We start from the raw sequence: 26,733 nt of genomic DNA on the forward strand, positions 1-26,733 counted from the left end.
GGTTCTTGATGTCCCCTTCAGTGCTCAACGTGGAAAAACTTTCCATCGCCTACGGCGGAAGGAGAGGATGGCAATCCGCCGTCGACAGGGTATCGCTCTCGATCGATCAAGGCGAGGCGCTCGGGTTGGTCGGCGAGTCGGGCTCAGGCAAGAGCTCGGTGGCGCTTGCCATTTTGCGCTACCTGCCGGGGAATGCCCGGCTGGCGGCCTCGGCGCTGGAGTTCCTGGGTCGCGAAATGCGCGGCCTCTCCGGCGAGGATTTGCGCGGACTGAGGGGCGATCGCATAGCGGCCGTCTACCAGCATCCGGGCGCCGCGCTCAATCCGGCGATGACGATCGGGCGACAGATCGGCGAGACGATCATGCGCCATCGGCCGGTCCGATACGAAGAAGCGCGCTGGCGTTCGACCGAATTGCTCAAGCGTGTGCGCGTCGGCAATCCCGAGCGGGTGCTCGATCTCTATCCGCATGAGCTTTCCGGCGGCATGCAGCAGCGCGCCAACATCGCCATCGCGATCGCGCTCAACCCCTCGCTGCTGGTGCTGGACGAGCCGACGACGGCGCTCGATGCCAGCGTGCAGTCGGAGGTCATCGCCATCCTCGACGATCTGCGCCGGGAGCACAAAACCAGCATTCTTCTGATCAGCCACGACATCAACCTGATACGCCGCTCCTGCGACCGGGTGGCGGTCATGCAATCGGGAACGGTGGTCGAGACCGGTGCTGCCGGCAATGTCTTCGACAACCCTGCCCATGCTTATACCAAGGCGCTGATCGCCTCGATCCCGGCGCTCAATCTCACCAAGCGTGACGGTCGGCTGGCCGAGACCAGCACAACCGTTCGCGATCGCCCTGAGGCGGCAGCCGCACGGACAGATCAAAGGGACAGACAGGTCGCCATCGCCTGCAAGGGCGTCAGCCATTCCTTCGGTTCGCAGGCCGTGCTGCACAATGTCGATCTCAGTATCGGCCAGGGCGAAACTTTTGGCCTGATCGGCGAATCCGGCTCCGGCAAATCGACGCTGGCACGGATCGTCACCGGCCTGCAGGTACCCAGCGAAGGATCGGTCGAGCTGTTCGGCAGAAAGGTCGCGCCGCGCGTCGAGAAGCGAGCGCGGAGCGAGCGGCGCGACGTGCAGATGGTCTTCCAGTCGCCGGACCGCACGCTCAATCCGCGCCACCGGATCGGGCGGATTATCAGCCGACCGCTGCGGCGGCTAGCCGGACTTGGCCGGAGCCGGGCGCGCGAACGCGTCGCCGACCTGCTGCGTTCCGTCCGGCTGGCGGAAACGACCGCCGAACAGAAGCCACGCTCGCTCTCCGGCGGCCAGCGGCAAAGGGCGGCGATCGCGCGCGCCTTCGCCGGCGCGCCGAAAGTGATGGTGCTGGACGAGCCGACCTCGGCGCTCGACGTCTCGGTACAGGCGACGGTGCTCAACCTGCTCAACGACCTGCAGCGCGACAAGGACACGACCTATCTGTTCATCAGCCACGACCTCAAGGTGGTGCGCTACATGGCCGACCGGATCGGCGTGCTCTATCGCGGCCGGCTGGTCGAGACCGGCTCATCCGAGCAAGTCTTTCGCGGGCCTAATCATCCCTACACAAGCCTGCTTCTGGCCGCGTCTTCGGAAGACCAAGCGTCGGTCGTGTCCATCCTGGTCGAAGCCGCATCAAGGCCCAAAGGGTGCTGCTTTGCCGACCGCTGTCCCTTGGTGGAGGAAGCGTGCCGAACAGCGGAACCGCCAATTAAGGAGCTTGGACCGGGTCACACCATTGCCTGCCATAAGCTGTAGGGCTGGTTGTTCCGCAACGGAGTAGTGCTGGCCTTCTGAGACTTCGACCATCCGCGCCCTGGCCGGTCCTTTTGCACGCGATAGTCCGCGATAGATGCTGAAGATTTCTGCTTTGAAAATCAGTTGCTTAGAGCGGGTTAGCGATAATTAGCGATAGTCCGCGAAGGACCCCAAATCATTCCCACTCAATCATCAATTAAGGCCGTACCTGATTGTTTCAATTACTTAATTTAAGTCACACAACCAGTGAGTACCGTCAAAAATACCGTCAGATTCTTACGCTGTTGAAAAGACTGAAACAATGTGGTCGCTGCCGCGGTATGCACACTTTTGATTGCATCATTTGCGAGCTGCCATTCGGCGAGGTAAAGCTGGAGTTCTCAGAACACAACAAGGACGGTGTTTGCTCATGCTCGACAGCTCTAGGTTCGAGTAGCCGCGCGGCTGTATCGGGGGGAATGGGCTGGTAGGAAATGGATGTCGTGCCGCATCACTCTGTCGATCGACCAAGCTTCGCATTGCCTCATCTGCTGCTCGTGGCGATGGCCCCCGATCGGAGATGCGCTATAGGAACACGCGAATTTCGATTCTGCCCTCAACTCTCGGGACCACTCACTCTGAGTAACAACGTCACGCCGATCCCACCTTCCGACGCTATTTTGCGGCAATGCGGCCAGTAAGCGCCGCGCCCGTTCGCGATTTCCTAGTGGTGAAAGTCTGACATTTGGTACCCCACGCGTGGAGCAGCTTAGGCTGAAAGAGCACGTTGCACGACAAATAAACCGCCTATCAGCTAACCACGGACCAGATGGAAGGTCAGCCCCGCAAGGCGGTTTTGGATTTCCCCGAGACCTTGCCCAGTTCCGCTTCCCATAGATCGAAGGGGCTCGCGACAATGGCCACGGACTTTTCCTGACGCAGCGCGGCGCGGCTTCCAGCATCCTTGCCACGAACCTTGTCTCGACCTTCCACAATTCGGTCATGGCGGTGATCGAACCCGTCGCGGCCCTGCGAGATCCCGCTGATGTGCAGGTCGTAGAATTTGCGCCGCAGGTGAGCCCAGCACCCGGCGAGCCGGATTGTTTCATTGCTGCCGGCTTTGTCCCGTGCCTTGACCAGGTTGGTATAGGCCGAGTAGCCATCCACTTGCAGGATACCGCTGAACCCGGCGAGGTGGCGCGCGTGAGCGAATGGCGGATGCCGGTCACAACTCCTGGCGCTCTTTAACTGCCAAACCAAGCGCTTGGCTGAGTGGCACCGCCTTGGAGAACAGGAAGCCCTGAGCGGTTTTGCAGCCAAGCTTGTGCAGAGTTTGCCGATCCGCCTCTGTCTCGACGCCCTCGGCCATGACCTCGATCCCGAGCGTCCGACCAAGATCGATCACGGTTTTGACAAGCAGCCGATCCTCCCGCGATTTGGCTAAACCGCGAATGAAGCCCTGGTCTATTTTCACCTTCCTTATCCGACTGTCCTTGAGCGATGCCAACGTGGAAAAGCCGGTGCCGAAGACATCGAGCGCGATGGAAATGCCGGCATGTGAAAGCCGTCCGAGCTTTTCATCGACCCTGTCCGGGTCCACGGGCGATTCTTCTGTTATCTCAATTTCGAACATCGTTGCAGGGAGGTCCTTTGCCGCCAGACCATTCAGAACCATTTCGTCGATATCGCCGGCCTCCAATTCGCGCGGTGAAACGTTCATCGTCACACGAACATCACGACAGTCAGCTTTCACCAAGGCGTCGATAAAAGCGCAACATTCGGAAAATACAGCTTGAGTTAGCAGCTGGAGCATTCCGGTTTCGCGTGCCGCTGTCATGATTTCGGGCGGAGAGATGGAACCGTGAATCGGATGGGACCACCTTAGCAACCCTTCAAAACCGATCACAGCTTCGGTGTCGAGTCTTACGATTGGCTGGAACCAAGGGCCCAAGCTTCTCGTCTTTATCGCCGAATGAAGATCGCGTTCGATTGACTGGCGGCGTTGCAGTTCCCGGTCGAGCTCGGCATCGAACAGGCAAAATTCGTTCCTGCCACGGCGCTTAGCTGTGTAAAGGGCGATGTCCGCCCGCAACAACATTTCCGTCAGCCCCGGGTTTTTAGCCGAGTATATTCCTATGGATGCCCCGATCCGGACGGAGGCGACGCCAGGATAGGGGCGAGCAAGCTTGGATATGAGATTGGATGCGAGATTGCTGGGAGAAGGCGAATTTCTAAGCGAGGAAAAAACCAGCACGAATTCATCGCCACCGATGCGGGCGAGCGTTGAGCCCTCCGGTGCTTCTTCCTCTATTCGGCGGGCGATCCTGGCAAGCAGCTCGTCACCCGTACGTGACCGTAGGTATCGTTGACAGATTTGAACCCATCCAGATCAATCAGCATGGCCACAAAGGGCCCATCAGTGTTCTCAAACTGATCGATTGCATGTTCGAGGCCGCGCCTGTTGAGGAGCGCGGTAAGATGGTCCTCCCTGGAATTGCGCTCCATTTCCGCGGCAAGCCGCTCGGCTTGATGTCTCAGGCGGCTCGCGTCACGGAAGCGCGCTTGTCCAACGAACGAGGCTCGAGCCAGGCCGCCCTCGAAAAGCAGGACGGCAAAAGCCAGAATGTAGTTTTCCAGGGTTCCCTTCGTCAGCAAGCATGCGGCGGCAATGAGGAGTGGCGGTGTGATGAAGTATATCGCTGCCGCAGCATATGAGCTGCCGTACGTGACCGCGCCAGCTGAAATGCCCGCCAGAAGGGCCTGCACGGTCAAAATCAGCCCGGACAGCACAATGCTTATCGGCATTGAGACGAAAAGGCCTGCCCTCAGATCAGCGAGCTGGTCCTGAAGGATTCTCGCCTCCAGCGGATCTTCTTTTTCCAGGGCTGGACGGGTCAGCTTGCTTACTCCTGCTTGTCCGCAGCCTATGCAGCCCCCTGAAGGACGGGTTAATTCTTCAATCGGAGATCAGCGTCGGGAGCAGGATTACTCCGGCGCATGATGCACTCTCTCCCATCGCTCGCCCAGCACATCGCGCAAAATGCAACTGCTGGTGCAGTATCACCGCTGGAGCTCCGCCGAAATCCCATGCCGGACAAGGGGAACATGTTGGGCAAAGCGAAGCCCCAGATGCCTTGCAAGCCGTGCCGCCAGGTGGTCTCTGGAGTAGAGTCCAACCAGTATGTTCGTTGCATGGTAGAGCGGCGCCGCCGACAGGCGCAGCCGCCTTTCGTATATGTGCAGCATGTCGGGGTCGCCAACATTGCGGCCGTCGCGGCACGCAGTCATGATTCCACGGGCGAGTTGCTTCTGGCTGCTGAGACCGATGTTGAATCCGTGAGCGGTCACCGGGTGCATGCCGATGGCAGCGTCGCCGATGAGTGCGGCGCTCGGGGCCCGGAATTTGTGCGCCCAGGTCGTGACCAGCGGATAGGTATGGCGCTTGCTTGCCAAGGTCATTTTTCCAAGGCGCCCTCGACACAGTTTCGTCAACTCCGACAGGAACAAATCGTCATCGAAGGCAAGCAGTCTATAGGCCTCGTTTGAGCGCAATGTGAGCAGCAGCGACGACACGCCCTCCGCGAGGGGCAATATCGCTATCGTCTGATGGTGATCGAACCATTCGATGGCGATCTGGTGGTGGGCGCGCTCGTGCCTCACTCGGCAAATCAGCATCGAGTGGCCAAGCCGGTTGATATCGGCGCCGATGCCCAGCAGATCACGCGTGGCGGACAAACGCGAATCCGCGGCAACAACAAGCCGAGCAGTTAAACGCGCGCCATTAGAGAGCGTTACGACTGCTCCTTCTTGGCTGTTTGTTGCATCGACGACCGAGTGGCCGCACAACAGCCGGGCGCGATCCTGCAAGCGGACGATTTTGAACAGCGCCTCGCGGATCCGGCAATTTGGAACCAAAACCCCCAGCGGTTCTCCAGAGTTGCTGGGAGGATCGAAACGAAGAGCGAATGCGCTCGAGCCGTTGAGCACGCGCGCGCCTTGAATTGCTGATTTGTCCGAAGCCGGGATGACATCCCAGGCGCCGAGCTCGCGAAGGGTTCTGATCGAAGCGTTGGTCAGCGCGATTTCGCGACCATCGAAAGCCGGATTCGCCAGACTATCGAATGTGTTCTGTTCAACAACTGCCACCTTGAGTTCGCTTTGGGCAAGCGACGCAGCGAACGAAAGGCCGACCGGCCCGGCTCCAACGACAACGATGTCAAAATTGTCGTCAGAGCCCATCAGCGTGCCGCCATCCCGTCGGCTATCCTCGTGTAACGGTGGAACTGAGCCGACTGACATCCGCTGAGCTCCGTGCCCGCCGCCAACGCGTATGATGCTCCGCAGCACATTGACATCACGAGGATCTTCGGCGCTGGATCCGAGCCTTGGAACATTTCTACGAAGTCAGCCCAAAGAAGGCTACCTCGCCCACTGGACGAAGCGATCCCGTCTCCATTGCCGTGCCCAGCGATGTGAAGCACGTCGCACTTCGCCTTGTTCGCTTGGACTACAGCCTCACGAAAATGCTTTCGGTCCAAAGCAATGTGGAGCTCCGCGCGGATGTTGACAGTCTTTAGCATCTTCTGTGTGATCGGTCCGTCCGCCCTGTCGGCGAAGTAGTCATTCGCGTTGTGGCAGTCGATGATGTGAACGGCGCTCATGGGATTCTGCCTATTATTATCGTCGTGACGAGTGGATACCACGTGCGGAACACCGTGATCTGCGCTGAGTTTCGGTGACCGCATTGCTGCAAGGCGCAGGGCCGGAAATTGGCATGGATCGGCAATGAAGCATGCAACCCCATCAGAGGTGGACGCGTCTGGCCGCGATACATAAGTCATGCATTCTCCTTCGAAGACTGGCCTATAAAGCACCACTGATGCGAATATGACCCTGATCTGGATCAGCCAGGGCACGATCAACCGGCACTGGTAGTTCACGCTCGGGTGATCGATCGCGACGCTCAACTTGTTACCCGTGCGCACAGTGCGAAGCTCGTCCGGCCGCGCGAGGTACTCTCGCGGCATCAGCCGCCTCATACTGGGTGCATGGGAAGGCAGTCCTTCGCACGACAGTGGATTTTCACAAATCAATGTAGTGCCCAGCTTAGGTCAAGCTGGTCATGGAGGATGGACAGCTTGTTCCCGACCGAGCCGGCTCGACTGACGAGCGGGATCCGCGCATCTTATGCACAGCGGATTGAAATCAGCGTCCCGGTTTGTCGTCCCGATCAATTAGTATCCGCTCGGCGGCTCCGTCGAGATCTTCGTATTGACCGCTTCGCAATGCCCAGACGAAGCCGGACAGGCCCAGTGCACCCAGAAAAAGGGCCACTGGTATGAGATAGAGCAAGGTCGTCACGAGGATTGTGCCGAATAGCCGACTGCGGAGCGTCTGACTTTTTGAATAACTTGCACCGTCGCATTCGCCATGAAGCCGTGCAAGCGCAATGCGTTTCCAATAACAAGCAGCGATGAGGCAGACATGGCAATCGCCGCTATCAAAGGCGTGACGTGCCCGAGGATGGCGATTGGTACTGCCACCGCATTGTAGACGATTGCGATTGCGATGTTCTGCCGGATCAGGTTTCCTGCCTTGCGCGAGACGCCCAGGGCGAGCGGCACCGCCAGGAGGCTTTCGCGCAGGAAGACGAAGTCTGCCGCGTTGCGGCCAATGTCGACGGCGGTGGCCGGTGCGATCGAGACATGCGCCGCGCTCAGGGCCGGCGTATCGTTGAGGCCGTCGCCAACCATCAGAACCTTGTGCCCAACTTTCGCGAGGGTTTCGATGCGTTCGAGCTTGCCCGATGGCAGCAGGCACGGAACGAAGTCGTCGATATCCAGCAGCTTTGCCACTTCGGCGCAGGCTGCGGCGGTATCGCCCGACAGCATTTGCATCGACACCCCGGCATCGTTCAATCGCTTGATCGCCGCCGCCGCGTCGGCGCGCAGCGCATTCTCGAAATCGAAGGTCGCGACAATGAACCCGTCTTTTGTCAGGGCCGTTCCACCATAGCCATGTTTGCCTTCACCTCCGGTCCGGGCCTTCCATCCAGCCCATCCGCGTCGACCCAGCCGCCAGGTGCTTCCGGCGACAGTGGCTTCGATCCCGAACCCCGGATGCTCTGTGACGGCATCGAATTTGTGTTGCCCGCCAGGAGCGGCAAAGCCGGTCATGGCCTTTGAAAACGGGTGACGCGAATGCGCGGCCATGTCGGCGGCGATTGCCAGCATGCCCGGATCAATCGAGTCCGCATTGACCAGCCGGGGCTGGCCGAGCGTGAGCGTGCCGGTCTTGTCGAACACGGCAGTATCGATCGCCGCGAGGCGCTCCATGGCCGAACCGTCCTTGACCATGATACCGCTCTCGAAAAGCCGCCGCGCCGCGACCACTTGGACGATCGGCACGGCGAGGCCGAGCGCGCAGGGGCATGTGATGATGAGAACAGCGATGGCGATCGTCATCGCCCGGTGCCAGTCGCCGGTCGCCGCCATCCAGCCCAGGAATGTCACGAAGGCGGTGAGATGAACCAGGGGCGCGTAGAGTGCCGACACGCGATCAGCGATGCGGCGATAGTGCGCGCGACCGCCCTCGGCGGATTCCATCAGCCGAACCATCTCCGCCAGGAACGAATCCTTTGCGGCGGCTGTCGCCTGGATCGTCAGCGGGCCGGTAAGATTGAGCACGCCGGCCTGTACTGCTTCGCCCGGCGCCACGTTTTTCGGCGTGCTTTCGCCTGAGGCCAGCGAGCAGTCGAGATCCGACGTTCCCTGGATGATCTTGCCGTCGACGGGGATCCTCTCACCGGCCGCGATCAACAACCGCATGCCTGGTTCGATCTCGCCGACCGGCAGATAGTCGCGCGCGCCGTCGCCGCGCATCACCATTGCGCCACGCGCGGCCATCTGAGACAGGCCCTTCACGGCAGTCCGGGCACGCTCCCGCATCACATGATCCAGCGTGCGCCCGATCAAAAGGAAGAACAGCAGCGATACCGACGCGTCGAAATAGGCGTGGTCGCCATGATTGATCGTCTCATAGAGGCTCATGGCATAGGCGAGCGAAACACCGACCGCGATGGGCACGTCCATATTCATGCGACCATGGCGCAAAGCATTCCAGGCCGAACGGAAGAAGATTCCGCCGGCGAAGGCGAGGGCAGGAATGGCGATCAGCGCCGAGACCCAGTGAAACAGGTCGCGGGTAGCACCTTCGGCGCCGGACCAGACAGAGACCGAAAGCAGCATGATGTTCCCCGCCGCAAAGCCGGCAACAGCGACAGCGCGGATCAGTTCGGCAAGCGTCTTGTCCTTGTCATCGACCTCGGGTGTGAACAGATGCGCCTCGTAGCCCAGCCTGCCAAGCGCGGCGACGAAGGGTGGCACCTCGTCTCCTCGCCACCGGACCGCGACCCGCTTCGTCGACAGGTTGACGCGCGCGCTTTCGACGTGATCGAGCTTTCCAAGTGCCGCCTCGATCGTCTGGATACAGGCGGCGCAATGAACCGTCGGCACTGAAAGATCGGTCTGCCGAAGATCATCGCCAAGCGATCGGCTCGCCAACCTGATCTCCTGGCTGGATGGCAGGACCGACGTGGCGCCGTTCAGATCCAGCGCCATTTCAGCGCCCGGTGCACAACAGCTCATTGCAGCGCTCCATGAGAAATCATAATCCTGCGGACGTCGCGATAGGGTCGTGTCAGGCCGGCATCGGTGTCGACTTCGACGATCCAGACGCCGTCCTTCGGCATATGCTGGGCGGCGAACTCCTGGCCGGAGGCGAGGGCGAGCGTGACGGACTTGTCCTCTTTCTCGTAGGCGGGATGACGAAACAGCACCTTGACGCCGTGCAGAGGAACCGGCTTGCCTGCAGCGTCGGAGAGGCTGTAGCGGACTTCGCCCCATGCGATGGTCAGCTTGCCGGTCCAACCGAGCGCTGCTTGAGCGCGGCCGGCCTCGGCCTCCTTGTTGAATTGCTGGCTGGCCACATAGGTGTTCTCGACGACGAGGCCGGTCCAACTCGTATTGGCGAGCGTGGCCATGGTCAGGTTGACCGCGATGACCACCCCGAAGAAGGTGAGAATGATGGCCAGCATGTGCCTGCCGGTGAATTCGCGAGGCTTTTGGGCATTGGCGGTCATTTGGCGGCCTCTGGCGCGTTGAATGTGGCGGCGTACTCGTTCGACTCGAAGCTCGCCTTATCCTCGACACGGAACTTGAAGGTCTGTGCCGGGGCGTGGATCTGGTCCGCCGGTTGGCGAACGAAGACCTTCAACGTTTTCAGGCGGTCGGGTTCGACCGGGATGGCGAAAGACCGGCCGGCCGGGATGTCGTCGCCGACGACGACCATGTCGGCACCCTCCAGACCCTGCATGGTGACGACGATTGTCCTTGGCTCAGGGATCATGTTGAGCAGCTTGACGCTATAGCCATTGCGGATGGAGCCATCGGATAGTGTGACGAATTGCGGATTGCGGTCATGCAGCACGTTCAGTTCGAGCCGATCGCGCGTCAGCAGCGAATAGAGCAGGCCCAGCCCGATCAGCGACCACAAGCCCATGTAGACGTAGGTGCGCGGCCGGAAGATCTTGCGAATGTGAAAATGCGCCACCTGATCGGAGAAGGTGCCGACAGCAGTCCTGACCAGCGACGGATTGATTGAACTGGAGCCGCCTGCGGTCGCCAGCATCATGTTGGCGTTGTAGTCGGAGAGCGTCGCGTAGGAGATCAGCCCGCGCTCCTTGCCGAGCTTGTCCATGACGCCGTCGCAGGCGTCGATACACAGCGCGCAGGTAATGCATTCGAGCTGCTGGCCGTCGCGAATGTCGATTCCCATTGGGCAGACCGCGACGCAGGCATTGCAGTCGACGCAGTCGCCGACGGACTGCCCCGAGGCTTGCACCTTCTTGGCGTGGCGCGATCGCGGCTCGCCGCGCCAGTCATTGTAGGTGACGGTGAGCGAATTCTCATCGAGCATGGCTGCCTGGATGCGCGGCCATGGGCACATATAGGTGCAGACCTGTTCGCGCATCAGGCCGCCGAAGGTGTAGGTCGTCGCCGTCAGCACGGCGATGGTGATGTAGGCGACAGGTGCGGCGGTACCGGTGAAAAGCTCGCCCACAAGTGTTGGTGCATCAGCGAAATAGAAAATCCAGGCGCCACCGGTCGCCGCCCCTATGACAAGCCAGATGGCGTGTTTCGAGACCCGCAGCATCAGCTTGCGGGCGGTCCAGGGGCCGGCATCGAGTTTCATGCGGGCGTTGCGGTCCCCCTCAATCGCACGCTCGACGACAAGGAACAGATCGACCCACACGGTCTGCGGACATGCATAGCCGCACCAGGCACGGCCGACAGCAGAGGTAATCAGGAAAAGTCCAACACCGGCCATGACCAGGAGGCCGGCCACATAGAAGAATTCCTGCGGCCAGATCTCGATGAAGAAAAAGTAGAAGCGCCGATTGGTGAGATCGAGCAGCACGGCCTGGTCCGGGGCAAATGGGCCACGATCCCAATGCAGCCACGCAGTCAGGTAATAGATGCCAAGTGTGATCGTCATCACCAGCCATTTGAAGCGGCGAAAGTTGCCCGAGGCGCGCTTCGGAAAGATCTTTTGACGCGCGGCATAAAGGGGCTTGCGGGTTTTGGCGGCATTGACAGTTTCTGTTTCGAGCCGTGTCAACTGCGTCTTGTCACGCACGTGCAACTCCACTTTCCCAGCCAATGTCAGGGGCACCTGTCGAAAAGCCTCGCGGTAGGACAGCCTTGCCGGGTTGTGCAGATCGCATTAGGAATGGTGTCGAGGCCCGGCTCGCGCCGGGCCTCGTCCGCTTGGCAGGGGTGACCGAAGAATAGGGCTTCCATTCCTATTCTCCGCCGCCAAGCGAATGGACATAAACTGCAAGTTCCTTGACCTTGATCTCGCCGAGACGGCCAACCCAGGCCGGCATGACGCCCTGCTTTGGCGCACGAACCTGGGCGGCGATGGCCGTCTCGCCGGACCCGTAAAGCCAGATCGCGTCAGTCAGGTCGGGGGCGCCGAATTCCCTGTTGCCTTTTGCATTGTCGCCGTGACAAGCGACGCAGTTCTCGGCAAAGACCTTGGCGCCGGGTTGGATCAGACTTGCATCGCGGACCTTGCCGGAAAGGCTGGCCACGTAGGCGCTGACTTGTGCGATCTGGTCGGCGGTGATGATGTCGCCGAAGGCCGGCATTTCTGACAGTCGCGTGTCCGGATCGGAAGCAAAGCGGAGGCCGTGCGTGATCGTCTGCTTGATCTGGTCGGGGCTGCCGCCCCAGAGCCAGTCATCGTCATTCAGGTTGGGAAAGCCCTTCGACCCCTGAGCGCCGGAGCCGTGGCATTGCGTACAGTTGACCTTGAACGCGGCAGCCCCGGCAGCGACCGCGAATTCGCGCAAGGCATCGTCGGTCAAGATCTCCGAGACGCTCTTTGCCTGGATGGCTGCAACATACTTGCCCTTGGCGGCCTCGGCCGCGGCAAGGTCGTTCTTGACGTCCTTACGGCTTGAATAGCCGAGCATGCCCTTGGTTGCCGAGGTCAGCATCGGCCATGCCGGGTATGCGGTCGTATAGACGAGCGCCCACGCTATGGTGACGTAGAAGGTAATCACCCACCATCGCGGCAGAGGATTGTTGAGCTCCCTGATGCCGTCCCATTCATGGCCGGTGGTTGAGACGCCGGAGACCTCATCGATGTGCTCGTCGCTCATGATCACTCGTCCTCGAGCGGAATGCGGGCAGCTTCGTCGGCCAGCCTTCGGCTGCCGGGGCGTAGGGCAAAGGCGATGCACCCGACGAAGAACAGCGCCATCGCAACCAGGCCCCAGCTGTCGGCAAACGCCCGCATCAAATTGTAGGTCATCAGCGTTCTCCTCAGCGGTAGCCGGCGGCTTCGTCGTAATTTTTGAAGTCGACCAGTGTGCCAAGCATCTGCAGGTAGGCGAGCAGGGCATCCATTTCGGTGACCTGTTGCGGGTTGCCGTCGAAGTCGCCGATCTTGACTTTGGGGTAACGCGCCTCAAGGCCTGATGTGTCGGCATTGGGATCGGCCTGCGCCGCCAGATCCGCATTGGCGTGCGCGATCATGTCATCGGTGTAAGGGACGGCTACACGCCTGTTGGCGACCAGATGCGTCGAGAAATCCTTCACGTCGATCGGCGTGTCTTTCAGGAACCCATAGCTCGGCATGATCGATTCCGGCACCACCGAGCGCGGGTCGGTAAGATGCGCGACATGCCATGCATTCGAGTAGCGGTCGCCAACTCTGGCGAGATCCGGCCCGGTGCGCTTCGATCCCCACTGGAAGGGGTGATCGTACATGGACTCGGCAGCCAGGCTGTAGTGGCCATAGCGCTCAACTTCGTCGCGGAACGGCCTGATCATCTGGCTATGGCAGAGAAAGCAGCCCTCGCGCATATAGATGTTGCGCCCGACAAGTTCGAGCGGCGAATAGGGGCGCATGCCTTCCACCTTCTCGATCGTATTGTCGAGATAGAAGAGAGGCGCTATCTCGACGATACCGCCGACCGTCACCACGAGCAGCGAGCCAACGAGAAGAAGCGTGGCGTTCTTCTCGATGATTGCGTGTTTGTCCATCAAGCCCATTACCTGGCTCCTGATCGCGCAGGTCGGATGGCGACGGGGCTCGGCATCGGCTCCTCCTCGCGCTGGTGGCCGAGGATGGTCATGGTGATGTTCCAGGCCATGATAAGGGCGCCGGAGAGGTACATGGCCCCACCGATGGCGCGCATGACGTAGTATGGGTGCATGGCAGCGACGGTTTCGGCGAAGGAATAGACCAGGAAGCCCTGCTGGTCGTATTCACGCCACATCAGGCCCTGCATGATGCCTGACACCCACATGACCGAGGCGTAGACGACGATCCCGAGTGTCGCCAGCCAGAAGTGCCAAGTGACGAGCCGCAGCGAGTAGAGCCGGTGACGGTTCCAGAGCTTCGGCACCATGTAGTAGATTGCGCCGAACGAGATCATGCCAACCCAGCCGAGCGCGCCCGAATGGACGTGGCCGATGGTCCAGTCGGTATAATGCGACAGCGAATTGACCGCCCTGATCGCCATGATCGGGCCTTCGAAGGTCGACATGCCATAGAAGGCGACGGCCATCACCATCATGCGGATGATCGGATCGGTGCGCAGCTTGTCCCAGGCGCCGGACAGCGTCATCAGGCCGTTGATCATGCCGCCCCAGGACGGCATCCACAGCATGATCGAGAACGCCATGCCGAGCGTCTGCGCCCAATCTGGCAAGGCGGTGTAGTGCAGGTGATGCGGGCCAGCCCAGATGTAGAGAAAGATGATCGCCCAGAAATGGACGATCGACAGCCGGTACGAATAGACTGGCCGGTTCGCCTGCTTGGGCACGAAATAATACATCATGCCAAGGAAGCCGGCGGTGAGAAAGAAGCCGACCGCGTTGTGGCCGTACCACCATTGGGTCAGCGCGTCCTGGACCCCGGAAAAGGCGGAGTAGCTCTTGGAGCCCAGGAACGAGACTGGCATCGACAGGTTGTTGACCACATGCAGCATCGCGATGGTCACGATGAACGACAGGTAGAACCAGTTGGCGACGTAGATATGCGGTTCCTTGCGCTTCAGGATCGTGCCAAGGAACAGAAAGAGGTAGGCGACCCAGACGATGGTCAGCCAGACATCCACATACCATTCGGGTTCGGCGTACTCGCGGCCCTCGGTGATGCCGAGCAGATAGCCGGTCGCGGCCATGACGATGAACAGCTGGTAGCCCCAGAAGACGAACCAGGCGAGATCACCGCCGAAGAGGCGGGCGCGGCAGGTGCGCTGCACGACATACAGAGACGTGCAAAGCAGCGCGTTGCCACCGAAGGCGAAGACGACACCGGATGTATGCAGCGGCCGCAAACGGCCGAAATTGAACCAGGGCTGGATGTTGAGATCGGGATAGGCGAGCTGAAGCGCGATCACCACGCCGACCAGCATCCCGACGACACCCCAGAACACGGTGGCGATCGCGCCGTAGCGGATCGGACCATCCATGTAAGCGGATGGGTCAATCGGAGCTGCTGGCTTGAACTCCGTGTTGCGCAACAGGATCGCAGTGAAACCAGCCACTGCGAAGAACAACACCCACATATGTCGGCGGAAAGGTTCATCCACGCCGAAGCCGGCGGCCACCAGGGCCGCAAAAGCGAACACGCTTAGAAGGACGATCTCTGTGCCGAATTTCATTGCAGATCCCGATCTCGAATCTGGTGGATGCCAAATCCGCAGCGCACTAATTGCGCAGCCGCCGCCCCCTCGCCCTGATCTATGTCAGGCCGCACGATTTTGTGTCGGCGGCGCAATCAGCAGGTGGCGAATGAACGAGGAACGCAGCGCGGGCTCACCCCCTCATGGAAGGCGTTCCCTGGGTTGGGCGGGCGCAGACGCGATCGATTGAGGCGAAAGCTGAGGCTCTGCGACGCGTTGGATGCTATTGCCGATGCCCTGCCAAACGTTGTTCGGATCCCATTGGAAACGAACGCGATCGTTCGGCCGAGCCGTGGCAGCTTAAGGACCGTGCTTCGCCGGTATGTGCCGAAACACACCTGGCGATTGGTCGTCGTCCCTATCAAAGCCCGAAAGCTGTCTGTCTCGACCGTGACGCCGCTTCTTCGAAGGCGCGGCGACATCGCATTAGAAGGCAAGCACGGCCCGCCCCGGAGCCATGCGACATGGGCCTCGCCGCTTAGGGCCGCTCGCGTCCGCCGCCACAGCGCTTCTCCAGACGGCTTATGCTGTCCACCGTCACATGGCGTGCGTTCTCAATCCGAATCACCCCGTCAGCCCGCAATCGCGTCAGTTGGCGGCTCACGGTTTCGTTGGTAATTCCAAGGAAATCAGAGATTTCGGCACGCGTCAGCGGCAGATCGAAGGACGCTGACCTGGAAGCCGCGTCGAGACTGGAATCGATATTCCGGGCCATCATGAGGAGAAAACTCGCCACCTTTTCCGGAGCTGTCTTGCGCCCCAGCGTCACCATCCACTCGCGCGCCTCATCGAGTTCATTCAGCGTCTGTTTGAGCAGGCGATGCTCGAATTCCCGTGACGCCTTCATCATCCGTTCGACGGCCGCTCGCGGAAACGAGCACAGCGTGACTGCTGTTGCCGCTTCCGCATTGATCGAGCTTTCCACCTTGAAAGGACGTCCCAGAAAATTCGGTGCAAACTGGAGACCGACGATCTGCTGGCGCCCATCCGACAGGCTCTTTGATAGCTTTACCACGCCTGAAAGCACGTTCGAGTAGCTGTCGACGTTCTGTGCCTCGCCGGTCAACTCCATTCCTGACTCGATCCGGCGACGCGAGCAAGTCTTGGCGAGCCCAACCAAATTGTCTGGATCGAGCGCACCGCAGACACCGCGACGCCGTGCCTCGCAAGGGAGGCAAAGAACAGGAATGCCGGAAGTATGAATGTCTTGCCGAAAGGTCATGCGTTCGCTTTACCCGATCCTAACTGCCGGCAGGATACCCATCCAGGGTAGAGAAGTCCTGCGGCGGTTTGTCCATGCGCGCGGCTGATCGAGATCAGGGTCTGCTTCAGCGATGCGTGCAGTGTTCGGCGGGCAACACGGTGAACGCGAGATGCAATCGGAAATAGCTGTCAAACTCAGCGAGAACGTCCCACGCTACACAAGCTATCCGACGGCGCCGCATTTCCATTCCGGGGTCGATGCTGCCATTTACCGTGGCTGGTTGGAGGCGCTGGAAAGTGGCGACGAAATCTCGCTGTATTTGCACATTCCTTACTGCGACAAGCTCTGCTGGTTCTGCGCCTGTCACACCAAGCAGACGCACCAATATGAGCCGGTGGCCGCTTATCTGCGCTCGCTGAATGCCGAAATCGTCACGATTGCCGGTCTGGTGAGCGGCAAGGCACATGTCCGTGCAATCCACTTCGGTGGCGGTTCGCCAACGATGCTGAGGCCCGATGACATGGTTGCTCTTGGAGCGGCCTTGCGGGACAGCTTCGACCTTCTCCCGGATGCTACGGTCAGCATCGAAATCGGAACCAACGACATGGACAAGGCGCGCCTTGATGCGCTTGCTCAAATCGGCGTAACGCGGGCGAGCCTCGGCGTGCAGGATTTCGATCCGCAAGTGCAAAAAGCAATTAATCGTGAGCAAAGTTTTTTGCAGACCAAGGCAGTCGTCGACGGGGTTCGTTCGCGGGGCGTTGAATCGGTCAATCTGGACCTGCTCTACGGGCTCCCGAATCAGACACGCGAGACGATCTGTTCCACGGTGGCGCAGGCACTGACCTTGGAACCAGACCGGATGGCTCTGTTCGGCTACGCACATGTGCCCTGGTTCAAGAAGCATCAGACGATGATCGACGAGGCATGGCTGCCGAGTCCCACCGAGCGTTTCGCCCAATCTCAACTCGCGGCGCGGGCAATTGTCGCCAAGGGATATGAGGCAATAGGACTCGATCATTTCGCGAAGCCCGACGATGCGCTGGCCATAGCGGCCCGCGCAGGGGTTTTGCATCGCAATTTTCAGGGCTACACCGAGGATCGCTGCCCGACACTGATCGGACTTGGCCCTTCGTCCATCGGTCGTTTTCGCCAAGGCTACGTGCAGAACATGGCTTCGACTGCCGGGTACGGGCGCATGGTTGCGGATGGCGGGTTGGCTGCCGTCCGGGGCGTTGCCCTTTCCGACGACGATCGCGTCCGTGGCTGGATAATCGAGCGGCTGATGTGTGATTTTGCCTTCTCGGCAGTCGATCTGGTGGAGCGGTTCGGCAAAGCCGGCGAGAAGCTCCTTCATCGCTCGAGGTCCATCGCCCTCCACGATCCTGCCCGAGCGCTTGAATTCGATGGCGACAGTTTCGTCGTACGGGCTGAAAGTCGCCCCTTCGTTCGAACCATCGCGGCCAAGTTCGATACATATTTCAAAGGGGGAACGGCGAGGCACTCGGTGGCGGTCTGAGCAAAGCACAGTGCGCTCGCCGTTTGGTCGATCGCGAACCAGCTGCGTTTCATTTTGACCGCTCATTAGGCGACTACCGCATCCAATCGAAAATGCAAACTTAGGCTGTTGCGCGGTATTTCCTTCCACATCCTCTCTTACGCATACCTGCATTCCAAGGTGTTTGATCCTATGCTTCGCGAGGAGCAGGTAGGCCGCGACAGCTAGGCAATGTTCCAGCTGCCTCTAGCGGAGGAGTCACGATTTTTCGGCAAGCTCCGTCGGCAGACCTTCTTTTCGGGCCTTGGCAAAGGCTCGGTCGCCTTCCAGAAACGCCGCCAGCATGAAAGGGATGAGTTCTGCCACGGTTTCAGACTGACGATAGGTCTGACGGTAAAGTGCAGCATACTCCTTGAGTGTTTGGCCCAGCTCCGCGCTGACGGTAATGGTGATCTTCGAAGCTGTTCGGTCTGGAAGCTTTCCAAGTTTCAGGTCAGCCATGGTAACTCCTGCTCAACTCGCGTATGGCCGCAGCACGATGTCCTTGTGCACGATGACGCGCAGTGGCCAACCTGGGCGGACGATGATGGTGGGCTGGATATTGAGGTTTTTTTCGGTGATGCGCTGGCCGGCTCGACTGGCGTTCTGCTGGGCTGATTCCCGGATCGCCTTGACCAGATCGCTCTCGTTTTCGCCGAGGCTGAATTCCGTGCCGACACCGAGCAATGTGGCAAGCGCCACCCCCTTGATCAGCTGCCAGGTGTGGAAATCGACTTTGTCTTCCAGCCCTGCGTAGCCGGCGGTGTCGCTCGCGGGCAGATTGTCGATTTCGACCGACGAGCCGTCGGGCAGCAGAATGCGCTGCCAGACCAGCAGCGCTCGCTTTTGCCCGAACGCGACGACGCTGTCGTAGACGCCGATAAGACGTGAGCCCTGCGGAATCAGCAATATGTTGCCCGTGACCGTGTCGTGCACATTCTCGGTGACTTGCGCGACGACAAGGCCCGGCAAATCGGAATTGATGCCGGTGATCAGGCTGGCGGCAATCACGCTGCCAGCCATCAGTTGATACGGCGAGATCGGCGTCTGCAGCGCATGCGGATTGTAGATCCCGCCAGTGCTCCGCTGGCTGAGGAAATCAAGCTTTCGCTGCTGATTGTTCTGGTCGCCTTCCGCCGGCGCCACCGAGGCTGACGCGCGTGCTGCTTCGGATTGGGGAAGTGCCTCAAATGGATGCTGAGCAGTTTGCACGCTCTCACCGACATCTGTCTGTTGAGCTCGATTTTCGACGCGGAAAAGCACCTGCGATTCACGCGCTTCGATCGCCTGCTGCGCTAGACGCTGCTCCTCGGCCGAGATGTCTTGACCCGGCACGATGCCGAGCTGGCGCTGCCGCTCGAGGATGGGGCGACCGAGGTCGCCCGGCAAAGGTGGCCCAAGGACGGGAGGCTTCGGCTTCATGCCGGAATAGTCATGGGGAAGCGTATCGAGTCCCTCGACGGTTGGTTTGCGCTCAGTGCTGTAGGGATCTTCCGCCTGATCCCTGATGCGAAGGGCCGGCCCCTGGAGCGCCATCATGGCAACGCCGAACACAGCGCCGGATCCGAGCGCTGCGATCGCGATGATCACACCGCGCCTGAACCGCACCACGCGGCGGGGAGGCAAGTTTCGGTGATCAGGTGGGGTCACGGCGCATCAGTGAACGGCGAATCGGCGTCTGCAGCGCATGCGGATGTAGATCCCGCCAGTGCTCCGCTGGTGAGGAAATCAAGCTTTGCTGCTGATTGTTCTGTCGCCTTCCCCGCGCCACCGAGGCTGACGCGGTGCTGCTCGGATTGGGAAGTCCTCAAATGATGCTGAGCAGTTTGCACGCTCTCACCGACCTGTCTGTTGAGCTCGATTTTCGACGCGGAAACACCTGCGATTCACGCGCTTCGATCGCCTGCTGCGCTAGACGCTGCTCTCGCCGAGTCAGGACGATGCCGAGCTGCGCTGCCGCTCGAGGATGGGGCGACCGAGGTCGCCCGGCAAAGGTGGCCAAGGACGGGAGGCTTCGGCTTCATGCCCCGAAGCTGCAGTTCCTCGGGATCCAGTTTCGGCGGGATGCCAGAGCGGGAATTTTCGATCATGAGCCCTCACCTCACCGGCTGGAACGCGAAAAGAGCGAGATCCGCCGTAGCGGTTGCCTGTCGTCAATCCTGCTGATGCGGATCACCTGCTGCTGCTTGGTGCCGAGGCGAAGTTCGGCCGCGGCGAAGAGCCGATCGACGATGTAATAGTTGCCGCGCACGCGATAGTTGACGAGCTCGCTGCTCCCATCTGCGCCGACGATGAAGAGTGGTGGCGCCTCGCCCTGATCTATGCGACGAGGGAACTCAATATAGACCTTGCTGCCGTCGTCGAAGGCTCGCGTCGGTCTCCAGGGCGGTGTGTCGCCACTGATCGAGTAGCGAAAGCGAAGGTTTTCGAGCGCGATATTCGACGCGACCGGTGTAACTGCCTCGGCTTGAGCATTGCGCTGGCGAAGCGCGATGATCTGGTCTTGGCTGTAGGTCCAGGAGATTGCCGCCATTGCTGTCTTCTCGGTGCTTTGAAGCTGCAAATGATAGGTCCGCCGGTCCGTCGTAATGACGACATTGGTGGCAAGACCCGGCGCGAAGGGTTTCACCAGAACATGGGTGCGCTGATTGTCACCGGTGCCGCTTGCGGTATCGCCTATGACCCAGCGCACGGTGTCGCCAGCCGACACGGCGGTTAGTTTCTCGCCCGGCTGCAGAGCGATGTCGGTCACGCGCTCCGGCGCGGCATAGAGCTGATAAAGCGCGCCATCGGTGAAGGGGTAGACTTGCACGGCATTAACATACCCGTACTTGGTGGGTTGCTGGGTCGCGGCTTTGTTGGCATCAGCGACGCGTTCTTCAGGGGGGCGCTTGTCCTCGGCCTTGCCGGACTCGGGCTGCAATTGGCCAGGCAGCGGCAGTGGTTTTGGCACCTCGACAATTCTAATCGGCCTCTCCGGCGCCTTCTCGATCGCGGCCGGTTTGAAGTCAGCAGCGTCATAGGAAATCTCAGGCGGCGGCACCTTCTTCGATGCACAAGCGGAAACGACCGCTGCCGACACCGATAGGATCAGCACGGCACGAATCGGTGACATTTTATCTTTCATTGGTGGACTCCGTCGGAGAAAGGGGGGTGGGACGGCGCTGTCGAGCTCGCGTGACCAGTCAATGGCGTTGATGAAGACGCCGAGCGGATTCTTGCGCAGCTGATCCGTATTGCTTGGCGAGCGGATCACGATCGTGAGGATCGCAGTCCAGCGCATCGTGCTGGCAAGGCTTCCGCGCTCAAACACCTGCTCGGTCCATTTGACCTGGAATGAACTTTCGGAGGCCCTGACCACGCTGGTGACCTGTACCGAGACACTGCGCGTTCCGATCTGACCGAAGGGGTCGTTCGCCTTGGCGTATTCGTTGAGGAAGAGCGCTGCGCGATCGCTAGCAAAGTCGTAAGCTGCGAACCAGTTCTGCCGTACCAAAACCGGATCGGTGGAAACGGAACGGACATTCTGGATGAAGCGGCCGAGATGCCAGGCGATCTGAGCATCCGAGGGCTCATAATTCCGGATTGCCGGCGCGACGGCGCGCGTCTCGCCGAAGCCATCGACCTCGACGACGTAAGGCACGACACGGCTTTGCATCGACTGCCATACGAGTCCGCCGGAAAGTCCGGTCGCCAAGGCCAGGCACCCAAGGGCCATGAGCCGCCAGTTCCTGGCCTGCAGTCGAGATGAGCCGATGCGCTCGTCCCACAGCTGGGCGGCTTTTTGATACGGCGTGACCGGTTCGGGTGTTTTGCCGTAACGGTGCACGGGTCGCTTGAAGAGCATCTAGTCATCCTTGTCGTTGAGAGAGGGGTTGGCGCTGCCTCCCGGCCGGTCTCCGTCTCGGACAGCTTGCATGGCAGCGTGGCGATGTGCACGGGCGGTCTGTTCAGAACGTAGGCGCCTTGCCCACGTCGGCGCCGAAACAGTGGCCGAACCGGCAGAGCGCTCGGTCATTGACGCGGTCGGCGTGCCGCCGGTCGCGGTCCACGCGGCATCGCGCCCGGCATCGGCGTTGCGCCCAACACTTGCAGTGGCGGATCGCGCTACGCGTATAGCGGCGCCGCCAGCGGCACTGGTTACACCATGCATTCCAGCAGCCACACCGGAGAGGCCAACGTCGGGCGAGGTTGCGCGCCCGATCTGCCAGGACGTGGAAGCAGCCGATCCCATTGTTGTGCCGGCGCGGATGGCGGCGAGACCGCCGCTGGTTGCCATACGCGCGCCAGAAAATGCCGTGCCTCCAGCAACGAGTGATACACCCGCTGCCGCCGCGGTCGTGCCGAGGGCGGCGCCCGCGCCAAGCTGCGGTGCGCCTGAGACAAGACCCGACGCGATCCCCGGCCCAAAAATGCCAAGGCCAAGCAGTGCCAGTGCGCCCAGTACCTGGGACATGGCAGCGGCCAGATCCGGCTCCTTGCCTTGCAATGCGGAAGCGAACTCCCCGAAGAGCGTGGAGCCGATGCCGACAATGACGGCGAGCACCATCACCTTGATGCCTGACGAGATAACATGGCCGAGCACGCGTTCGGCCAGGAACGCTGAACGGTTCCAAAGTGCGAATGGAACCAAAACAAAACCTGCCAGCGTGGTGAGCTTGAACTCAAGGATGGTGATGAAAAGCTGGATGGAAAGGATGAAGAAGGCGATGATGACCAGGAACCAGGCCATCAGCAGCACGAAGATGGTCAGTGCGTTGCCGAAGATTTCCGGGAAGCCCAGGAGCTGACTGGCTTGGTCAAGCATTGGCCAAGCACCTTCGAAACCGGTCGCGGCAATGCGGCCCGGGCGCAGGAGATTGTCTGCCGACAGATTGCCGGCCGACGCATTAATCCCGAGACCGGCAAAAGAACGATAAATGATATCGGCGAGGTTCTTGAAATTGTTCAGGATGAAGGCGAAGACGCCAACATAGAGCACCTTGCGGACAAGCCGGCCGAGAACGCTGGTCTCCTCGCCGAGCGCCCACGCCAGGCCGGCAAGTGTGATGTCAATGCCGATCAGAATGGTAGTGAGGAAGGCGACGTCGCCCGAGAGCAGACCGAACCCGCTGTCGATGTAGCGGATGAAGGTCTCCATGAAGCGATCGATGACGCCAAGGTCGTTCATGCCGCTGCCTTCCTCGTCGTGATGAACTCGTGATTAATTGCCGGGATAAGCCGAGCCGGTACCCAAGAATCGCTTCGTCATCTCGCGGGCGGCTTCCTCTGACTGGGCCTTGCGGGCGGCATCCTCGGCCTCAGCTCGAAACTGCGTTGCGAGCAGCGTCTGGATCTGCATCTGCTGCTTTGTCGAAAGCGCTATCAGCTGGTTGGTGGCCTGGCTTGCCTGAAGCGCACCGGCCGCCCCTTGGCTGCGGTTGACGAGATCGGCGAGCAGATCGCCGTCGGCGCGGACGTTCTCGACGATTTGCGACTGGACCCCCATGGTCTGGCGGAACGCCTGCATGGCGCTTTGCCAACGCTCGCGCGCAGCACTCGCCACATCGCTGACCTTGATCGTGGCGTCGTAGCTTTCCGGATATTGGCTGCGCCACTGGTCTTGAAGCTTGCCCAGATCAAAGCTGAGGCCACTCGCCTGGTCCATCAAGCCGTCGATGCGATGGAGCGAACCGGTGAGTTGGCCAACGGAAGAGAAATCCAGACGCTGAAGATTGCGCGCCATGTTCTGCAGCATGGTCGCCTGATTCTGCAGCGACTGGATCTGGTTGTTGATCTGCTCCAGGGCGCGCGCGGCCGTCAGCACGTTCTGCGCATAATTGGACGGATCGAACACGATAAGGGCGTAGGCGGGCTGCACATAGTCGGCCATAGGCTTGGCGATCAGGGAAACGGTGATCAGGCCGGAGAGAAGGCGTCGCCGCATCATGCTAATTGCTCCTTGTCTGGTTGAGGGAATTGCTTGAGAAGTTCGCCGGCCCAATCGAGGCCGCGCGCGATCAGGAACTGCGAGGCAAAGCTGCCTTGCCCGTCTTCGGACAGGATCCTGTCGATCAGAGTCTGCGTGGCCGGATCGGAAGCACCGCAAAGCGCAAGAGCGATGGGGCCAAGCCCGAGCTCGAACAGACGGTTGCCGCGGCGCGATTGCAGATAATACTGACGCTTCGGCGTGGCGCGGGCGATCAATTCGATCTGCCGCTCGCTTAAACCGAAGCGTTCGTAGGCTGTGCGCGCCTGGGGTTCCACGGCACGATCATTGGGAAGGAAAATGCGCTGCGGGCAGCTTTCGATGATTGCCGGCGCTATGGCAGAGCCCGCGATATCAGCCAGCGACTGCGTAGCGAAGACAACCGACACGTTCTTCTTTCGCAGCACCTTCAGCCATTCGCGGATGCGGGCGGCGAACAGCGGATTGTCGAGATAGACCCACGCCTCGTCGAGCATGATCAGCGTGGGCCGTCCGTCGAACCGTTCCTCAAGTCGCTGGAACAGATAGGTAAGCACCGGCAGCAAAGCGCCTTGGCTGTGCATCAGCTCCTCGGTCTCGAAACACTGCACATCCGACAAGGCCAGCCCATCATGATCGGCATCGAGCAGGCGGCCGAAGGGACCGTCGAGCGTGTAGGGCATCAATGCGGACTTCAGCGCATTGGATTGAAGCAGGACCGAAAGGCCGGTCAGTGTGCGTTCCTGCGCCGGCGCGGTGGCAAGGCTGGCCAGCGCTGACCAGATAGCCTCCTTCACCTCCGGCGTGACGGTGACGTTCTCGTGGGCAATAAGGCTGGCGATCCATTCGGCCGCCCAGCTTCGGCTAGCCTGGTCGTTGATGCTGCGCAGTGGCTGAAAGGCAAGGGAACCGTCCGCTCCTAGCGCGTGGTGTTCTCCACCCATGGCAAGTGTTGCAGCACGGGCCGAATTGCCTTTGTCGAAGACATAAACCTGGGCGCCGGCATAGCGCCTGAACTGCAGAGCAATCAGAGCAAGCAGAACCGACTTGCCGGCGCCGGTCGGACCAACAGCCAGCATGTGGCCGACATCTTCGACGTGGGTGGAAAGCCGAAACGGTGTCGACCCGCTGGTCTCGGCAACGAGAAGCGGTGGCGCTTCGGTTTGGGTGACTTTCGCGAGATACTCGTTTGTCGCAGGACCGGCCCAAACCGACGACAGCGGCATGAGATGGGCAAGGTTCAAAGTATGAACGAGCGGTTGGCGAACGTTAGCGTAGACATGGCCAGGCAATGAGCCGAGCCAAGCCTCGACCGCATTGACGCCTTCTCGGATCGTGGTGAAACCGATCCCATTGATGATGCGCTCGACCGCGCGAAGCTTCTCTGCAGCGGCTTGGCGATCCTCGCCCCACACCGTCACGGTCGTGGTGAGATAGCCGAAGCTCACATGATCGCCGCCCAATGCCTGAAGGGCTTCGTCGGCATCGAGCGCCTTGTTGTCGGCATCGCTGTCGACAAGCGGGACCGGCTCGTTGGTAATGACCTCGCGTAGGATTGCCACGATCGATTTGCGCTTGGCAAACCACTGCCGGCGCAACCGCGTCAGCGTCTTCGTGGCTTCCGTTTTCTCGAGCGGAATGAAGCGCGTCATCCAGCGATAGGCGAAATCCTGATGATTGAGGGCATCGAGAATCCCGGGCCGGGTGAGGTTCGGAAAGCCGAGGATGGTCAGTGTGCGAAGATGCTGCTCACCCAGCATCGGCTCCAGGCCACCGGCAAGCGGCGCATCGACCAGGATGGCATCCAGATATATCGGCGTTTCCGGGACCATGATAGGATGGCGTCGAGGCGAAATCGTGCCGTGGAGATAGGTCAACGTCTGAGCATCATCGAGGACGCGTACTTCGGGCATGAAGCCCGAGAAGAGATCGAGCACGCGGTTGGTCTCGTCACGGAACCTCGCCAGATCCTGGCGCCAGTCTCTTTCTCCTTGGGAATAATGAGAGTCGACGAGCGCGCTTTCCGCGCGCGCCTGGGCGTCGGGCGGTGGCATAAACACTAAGGTCACATGATAGCGGCTCTCGTAGTGCGCTACCTTCCCCTCGAAAGCAGCGCGGCGTTCTTCGTCGACCAGCCACGACGCGGCGTCAGGAAAATGCGAGTTCGGATAGCCCAGCGCTTCTATGCGCTCGGCCTCAAAGAACAATGCCCAGCCAGAGCCAAGGCGTCTGAGAGCATTGTTCGCCCGGCCGCAAATGCCGACGAGTTCAGCCTCCGTCGCACTTTCGAGATCCGGGCCGCGGAACCGCAACGTCCGCTGAAAGCTGCCGTCCTTGTTGAGCACGATGCCGGGCGCCACCAAGGCAGCCCAGGGTAGATGGTCGGCAAGCCGGTCGGCTTTGCTTCGATATTCCGAAAGGTTCAGCATGCAAGCCACCCCTTCAGACGAAGGTGGCGCACAAGCACGCTGGCGAAGTCCGGATCGCGTCTTGCGGCAAAGACCGCTAACGAGTGGCCCGCGATCCAAAGCACCAGACCAGCAATCCATTGCTGCAAGCCGAAGCCAAGGGCCGCGGCCACTGTACCGTTGAGGATCGCCACCGCGCGCGGAGCCCCGCCGAGCAGGATCGGCTCGGTCAGCGCACGGTGGACCGGTACTGCGAAGCCCTCGATATGCTGCTCCCCGGCGGCCATCAGACGAGCGCCCCACCACCGAAGGAGAAGAAGGAGAGGAAGAAGCTCGATGCCGCGAAGGCGATCGACAGACCGAAGACGATCTGAATCAGGCGCCGAAAACCACCGGCGGTGTCGCCGAAGGCAAGCGTCAGGCCGGTGGTGATAATGATGATCACCGCAACGATCTTGGCGACCGGTCCCTGCACCGACTCCAGGATCTGCTGCAGCGGCTGCTCCCACGGCATGCCGGAGCCGGCCGCATAAACGGGGGCCGTGATAAGAAACGCGAGCGCTGTGGACGAAAGAAAGCGAAGCTTCTTGCGCATGAGGAA

Annotated in this window: 24 protein-coding genes and 1 pseudogene; 2 read left to right on the forward strand and 23 right to left on the reverse strand. The window is 60.6% G+C overall.

The features are described from left to right. Positions 1-8: 8 nt before the first annotated feature. A complete protein-coding gene (locus tag EJ070_RS00185; protein WP_126089898.1) occupies positions 9-1,796 on the forward strand; it encodes an ABC transporter ATP-binding protein in 1,788 nt (595 codons plus the stop codon). An 816-nt stretch (positions 1,797-2,612) separates the two neighbouring features. Here EJ070_RS00185 and EJ070_RS36030 read toward each other — a convergent pair. The 14 genes from EJ070_RS36030 to EJ070_RS00245 all read right to left on the reverse strand — a co-directional run bounded on the left by EJ070_RS36030 (position 2,613) and on the right by EJ070_RS00245 (position 16,258). Continuing rightward, positions 2,613-3,095 carry a transposase gene (locus EJ070_RS36030; protein WP_329609615.1) on the reverse strand — a complete coding sequence of 161 codons (483 nt, stop codon included), beginning with the start codon at positions 3,093-3,095 and terminating at the stop codon, positions 2,613-2,615. Beyond that, positions 3,001-4,149: a bifunctional diguanylate cyclase/phosphodiesterase gene (locus EJ070_RS00195; RefSeq protein ID WP_348639602.1), complete on the reverse strand. Its 1,149-nt coding sequence runs from the start codon at positions 4,147-4,149 to the stop codon at positions 3,001-3,003. Before EJ070_RS00195 ends, EJ070_RS36030 begins: the two co-directional genes overlap by 95 nt. Beyond that, positions 4,083-4,580, reverse strand: a complete 498-nt coding sequence (locus tag EJ070_RS36700; RefSeq protein ID WP_245464774.1) for a diguanylate cyclase — start codon at positions 4,578-4,580, stop codon at positions 4,083-4,085. The genes EJ070_RS00195 and EJ070_RS36700 overlap by 67 nt, the downstream gene beginning before the upstream one ends. A gap of 255 nt (positions 4,581-4,835) precedes the next feature. Beyond that, on the reverse strand, positions 4,836-6,017 hold the full coding sequence (gene ubiM, locus EJ070_RS00200) for a 5-demethoxyubiquinol-8 5-hydroxylase UbiM (protein WP_189350574.1): 1,182 nt from the start codon (positions 6,015-6,017) through the stop codon (positions 4,836-4,838). Continuing rightward, a complete protein-coding gene (locus tag EJ070_RS36035) occupies positions 6,014-6,742 on the reverse strand; it encodes a hypothetical protein (RefSeq protein ID WP_128344425.1) in 729 nt (242 codons plus the stop codon). The genes ubiM and EJ070_RS36035 overlap by 4 nt, the downstream gene beginning before the upstream one ends. Before the next feature lie 238 nt (positions 6,743-6,980). Then, complete coding sequence (gene ccoS, locus EJ070_RS00205) at positions 6,981-7,136, reverse strand: cbb3-type cytochrome oxidase assembly protein CcoS (protein ID WP_084831491.1); 156 nt, start codon at positions 7,134-7,136, stop codon at positions 6,981-6,983. Then, a complete protein-coding gene (locus EJ070_RS00210; RefSeq protein WP_091595777.1) occupies positions 7,133-9,421 on the reverse strand; it encodes a cation-translocating P-type ATPase in 2,289 nt (762 codons plus the stop codon). Before EJ070_RS00210 ends, ccoS begins: the two co-directional genes overlap by 4 nt. Beyond that, a complete protein-coding gene (locus tag EJ070_RS00215; protein ID WP_091595779.1) occupies positions 9,418-9,915 on the reverse strand; it encodes a FixH family protein in 498 nt (165 codons plus the stop codon). The genes EJ070_RS00210 and EJ070_RS00215 overlap by 4 nt, the downstream gene beginning before the upstream one ends. Beyond that, positions 9,912-11,471: a cytochrome c oxidase accessory protein CcoG gene (gene ccoG / locus EJ070_RS00220; RefSeq protein ID WP_029354962.1), complete on the reverse strand. Its 1,560-nt coding sequence runs from the start codon at positions 11,469-11,471 to the stop codon at positions 9,912-9,914. Before ccoG ends, EJ070_RS00215 begins: the two co-directional genes overlap by 4 nt. Before the next feature lie 166 nt (positions 11,472-11,637). After that, on the reverse strand, positions 11,638-12,501 hold the full coding sequence (gene ccoP / locus EJ070_RS00225; protein ID WP_029354960.1) for a cytochrome-c oxidase, cbb3-type subunit III: 864 nt from the start codon (positions 12,499-12,501) through the stop codon (positions 11,638-11,640). Between the two features lie 2 nt (positions 12,502-12,503). Beyond that, positions 12,504-12,653: a cbb3-type cytochrome c oxidase subunit 3 gene (locus EJ070_RS00230; RefSeq protein ID WP_024502864.1), complete on the reverse strand. Its 150-nt coding sequence runs from the start codon at positions 12,651-12,653 to the stop codon at positions 12,504-12,506. A gap of 11 nt (positions 12,654-12,664) precedes the next feature. Beyond that, positions 12,665-13,396 carry a cytochrome-c oxidase, cbb3-type subunit II gene (gene ccoO / locus EJ070_RS00235; protein WP_091595781.1) on the reverse strand — a complete coding sequence of 244 codons (732 nt, stop codon included), beginning with the start codon at positions 13,394-13,396 and terminating at the stop codon, positions 12,665-12,667. Further along, entirely contained in the window at positions 13,396-15,015 is a 1,620-nt protein-coding gene (gene ccoN, locus EJ070_RS00240; protein WP_126089899.1) for a cytochrome-c oxidase, cbb3-type subunit I, read from the reverse strand. The genes ccoO and ccoN overlap by 1 nt, the downstream gene beginning before the upstream one ends. Positions 15,016-15,514: 499 nt before the next feature. After that, positions 15,515-16,258: a Crp/Fnr family transcriptional regulator gene (locus tag EJ070_RS00245; RefSeq protein ID WP_091595785.1), complete on the reverse strand. Its 744-nt coding sequence runs from the start codon at positions 16,256-16,258 to the stop codon at positions 15,515-15,517. Between the two features lie 151 nt (positions 16,259-16,409). Between EJ070_RS00245 and hemN the strand changes: the two genes are divergently transcribed. After that, positions 16,410-17,759, forward strand: coding sequence for an oxygen-independent coproporphyrinogen III oxidase (gene hemN, locus EJ070_RS00250; protein ID WP_091595897.1), 1,350 nt, complete (start codon positions 16,410-16,412; stop codon positions 17,757-17,759). A gap of 237 nt (positions 17,760-17,996) precedes the next feature. Here the strand turns inward: hemN and EJ070_RS00255 are convergent, their stop codons facing one another. The 9 genes and pseudogenes from EJ070_RS00255 to EJ070_RS00295 form a co-directional block, all read right to left on the reverse strand. Continuing rightward, positions 17,997-18,239 carry a DUF2274 domain-containing protein gene (locus tag EJ070_RS00255; RefSeq protein ID WP_029354949.1) on the reverse strand — a complete coding sequence of 81 codons (243 nt, stop codon included), beginning with the start codon at positions 18,237-18,239 and terminating at the stop codon, positions 17,997-17,999. 12 nt (positions 18,240-18,251) lie between these two features. Beyond that, entirely contained in the window at positions 18,252-19,367 is a 1,116-nt protein-coding gene (locus tag EJ070_RS00260) for a TrbI/VirB10 family protein (RefSeq protein ID WP_245464775.1), read from the reverse strand. 511 nt (positions 19,368-19,878) lie between these two features. Further along, entirely contained in the window at positions 19,879-20,892 is a 1,014-nt protein-coding gene (trbG, locus tag EJ070_RS00265; RefSeq protein ID WP_164746653.1) for a P-type conjugative transfer protein TrbG, read from the reverse strand. A gap of 63 nt (positions 20,893-20,955) precedes the next feature. Beyond that, positions 20,956-21,624, reverse strand: a pseudogene (gene trbF, locus EJ070_RS00270) (conjugal transfer protein TrbF); the annotation flags it as partial. After that, positions 21,625-22,947 carry a P-type conjugative transfer protein TrbL gene (gene trbL, locus EJ070_RS00275; RefSeq protein ID WP_091595791.1) on the reverse strand — a complete coding sequence of 441 codons (1,323 nt, stop codon included), beginning with the start codon at positions 22,945-22,947 and terminating at the stop codon, positions 21,625-21,627. A 33-nt stretch (positions 22,948-22,980) separates the two neighbouring features. Beyond that, on the reverse strand, positions 22,981-23,706 hold the full coding sequence (trbJ, locus tag EJ070_RS00280) for a P-type conjugative transfer protein TrbJ (protein WP_091595793.1): 726 nt from the start codon (positions 23,704-23,706) through the stop codon (positions 22,981-22,983). Continuing rightward, the gene (gene trbE, locus EJ070_RS00285; protein WP_029354937.1) at positions 23,703-26,153 is read right to left on the reverse strand and encodes a conjugal transfer protein TrbE; all 2,451 of its coding nucleotides are present in this window, start codon (positions 26,151-26,153) and stop codon (positions 23,703-23,705) included. The genes trbJ and trbE overlap by 4 nt, the downstream gene beginning before the upstream one ends. Continuing rightward, entirely contained in the window at positions 26,147-26,419 is a 273-nt protein-coding gene (locus EJ070_RS00290; RefSeq protein WP_126089901.1) for a VirB3 family type IV secretion system protein, read from the reverse strand. Before EJ070_RS00290 ends, trbE begins: the two co-directional genes overlap by 7 nt. Then, complete coding sequence (locus EJ070_RS00295) at positions 26,419-26,727, reverse strand: TrbC/VirB2 family protein (RefSeq protein ID WP_024502851.1); 309 nt, start codon at positions 26,725-26,727, stop codon at positions 26,419-26,421. The genes EJ070_RS00290 and EJ070_RS00295 overlap by 1 nt, the downstream gene beginning before the upstream one ends. Between the last annotated feature and the right edge of the window lie 6 nt (positions 26,728-26,733).

This window comes from Mesorhizobium sp. M1E.F.Ca.ET.045.02.1.1 (assembly GCF_003952485.1).
Taxonomy (GTDB): Bacteria; Pseudomonadota; Alphaproteobacteria; order Rhizobiales; family Rhizobiaceae; genus Mesorhizobium.

Bases quoted from the DNA above. Each gene is read 5' to 3' on its own strand.
- EJ070_RS00185 (WP_126089898.1), top strand. From the start codon at position 9: ATGTCCCCTTCAGTGCTCAACGTGGAAAAACTTTCCATCGCCTACGGC.
- EJ070_RS36700 (WP_245464774.1), bottom strand. From the start codon at position 4,580: ATGCCGATAAGCATTGTGCTGTCCGGGCTGATTTTGACCGTGCAGGCC.
- EJ070_RS00210 (WP_091595777.1), bottom strand. From the start codon at position 9,421: ATGAGCTGTTGTGCACCGGGCGCTGAAATGGCGCTGGATCTGAACGGC.
- EJ070_RS00215 (WP_091595779.1), bottom strand. From the start codon at position 9,915: ATGACCGCCAATGCCCAAAAGCCTCGCGAATTCACCGGCAGGCACATG.
- ccoP (WP_029354960.1), bottom strand. From the start codon at position 12,501: ATGAGCGACGAGCACATCGATGAGGTCTCCGGCGTCTCAACCACCGGC.
- EJ070_RS00230 (WP_024502864.1), bottom strand. From the start codon at position 12,653: ATGACCTACAATTTGATGCGGGCGTTTGCCGACAGCTGGGGCCTGGTT.
- ccoO (WP_091595781.1), bottom strand. From the start codon at position 13,396: ATGGGCTTGATGGACAAACACGCAATCATCGAGAAGAACGCCACGCTT.
- ccoN (WP_126089899.1), bottom strand. From the start codon at position 15,015: ATGAAATTCGGCACAGAGATCGTCCTTCTAAGCGTGTTCGCTTTTGCG.
- EJ070_RS00245 (WP_091595785.1), bottom strand. From the start codon at position 16,258: ATGACCTTTCGGCAAGACATTCATACTTCCGGCATTCCTGTTCTTTGC.
- hemN (WP_091595897.1), top strand. From the start codon at position 16,410: ATGCAATCGGAAATAGCTGTCAAACTCAGCGAGAACGTCCCACGCTAC.
- EJ070_RS00255 (WP_029354949.1), bottom strand. From the start codon at position 18,239: ATGGCTGACCTGAAACTTGGAAAGCTTCCAGACCGAACAGCTTCGAAG.
- trbG (WP_164746653.1), bottom strand. From the start codon at position 20,892: ATGTCACCGATTCGTGCCGTGCTGATCCTATCGGTGTCGGCAGCGGTC.
- trbL (WP_091595791.1), bottom strand. From the start codon at position 22,947: ATGAACGACCTTGGCGTCATCGATCGCTTCATGGAGACCTTCATCCGC.
- trbJ (WP_091595793.1), bottom strand. From the start codon at position 23,706: ATGATGCGGCGACGCCTTCTCTCCGGCCTGATCACCGTTTCCCTGATC.
- trbE (WP_029354937.1), bottom strand. From the start codon at position 26,153: ATGCTGAACCTTTCGGAATATCGAAGCAAAGCCGACCGGCTTGCCGAC.
- EJ070_RS00290 (WP_126089901.1), bottom strand. From the start codon at position 26,419: ATGGCCGCCGGGGAGCAGCATATCGAGGGCTTCGCAGTACCGGTCCAC.
- EJ070_RS00295 (WP_024502851.1), bottom strand. From the start codon at position 26,727: ATGCGCAAGAAGCTTCGCTTTCTTTCGTCCACAGCGCTCGCGTTTCTT.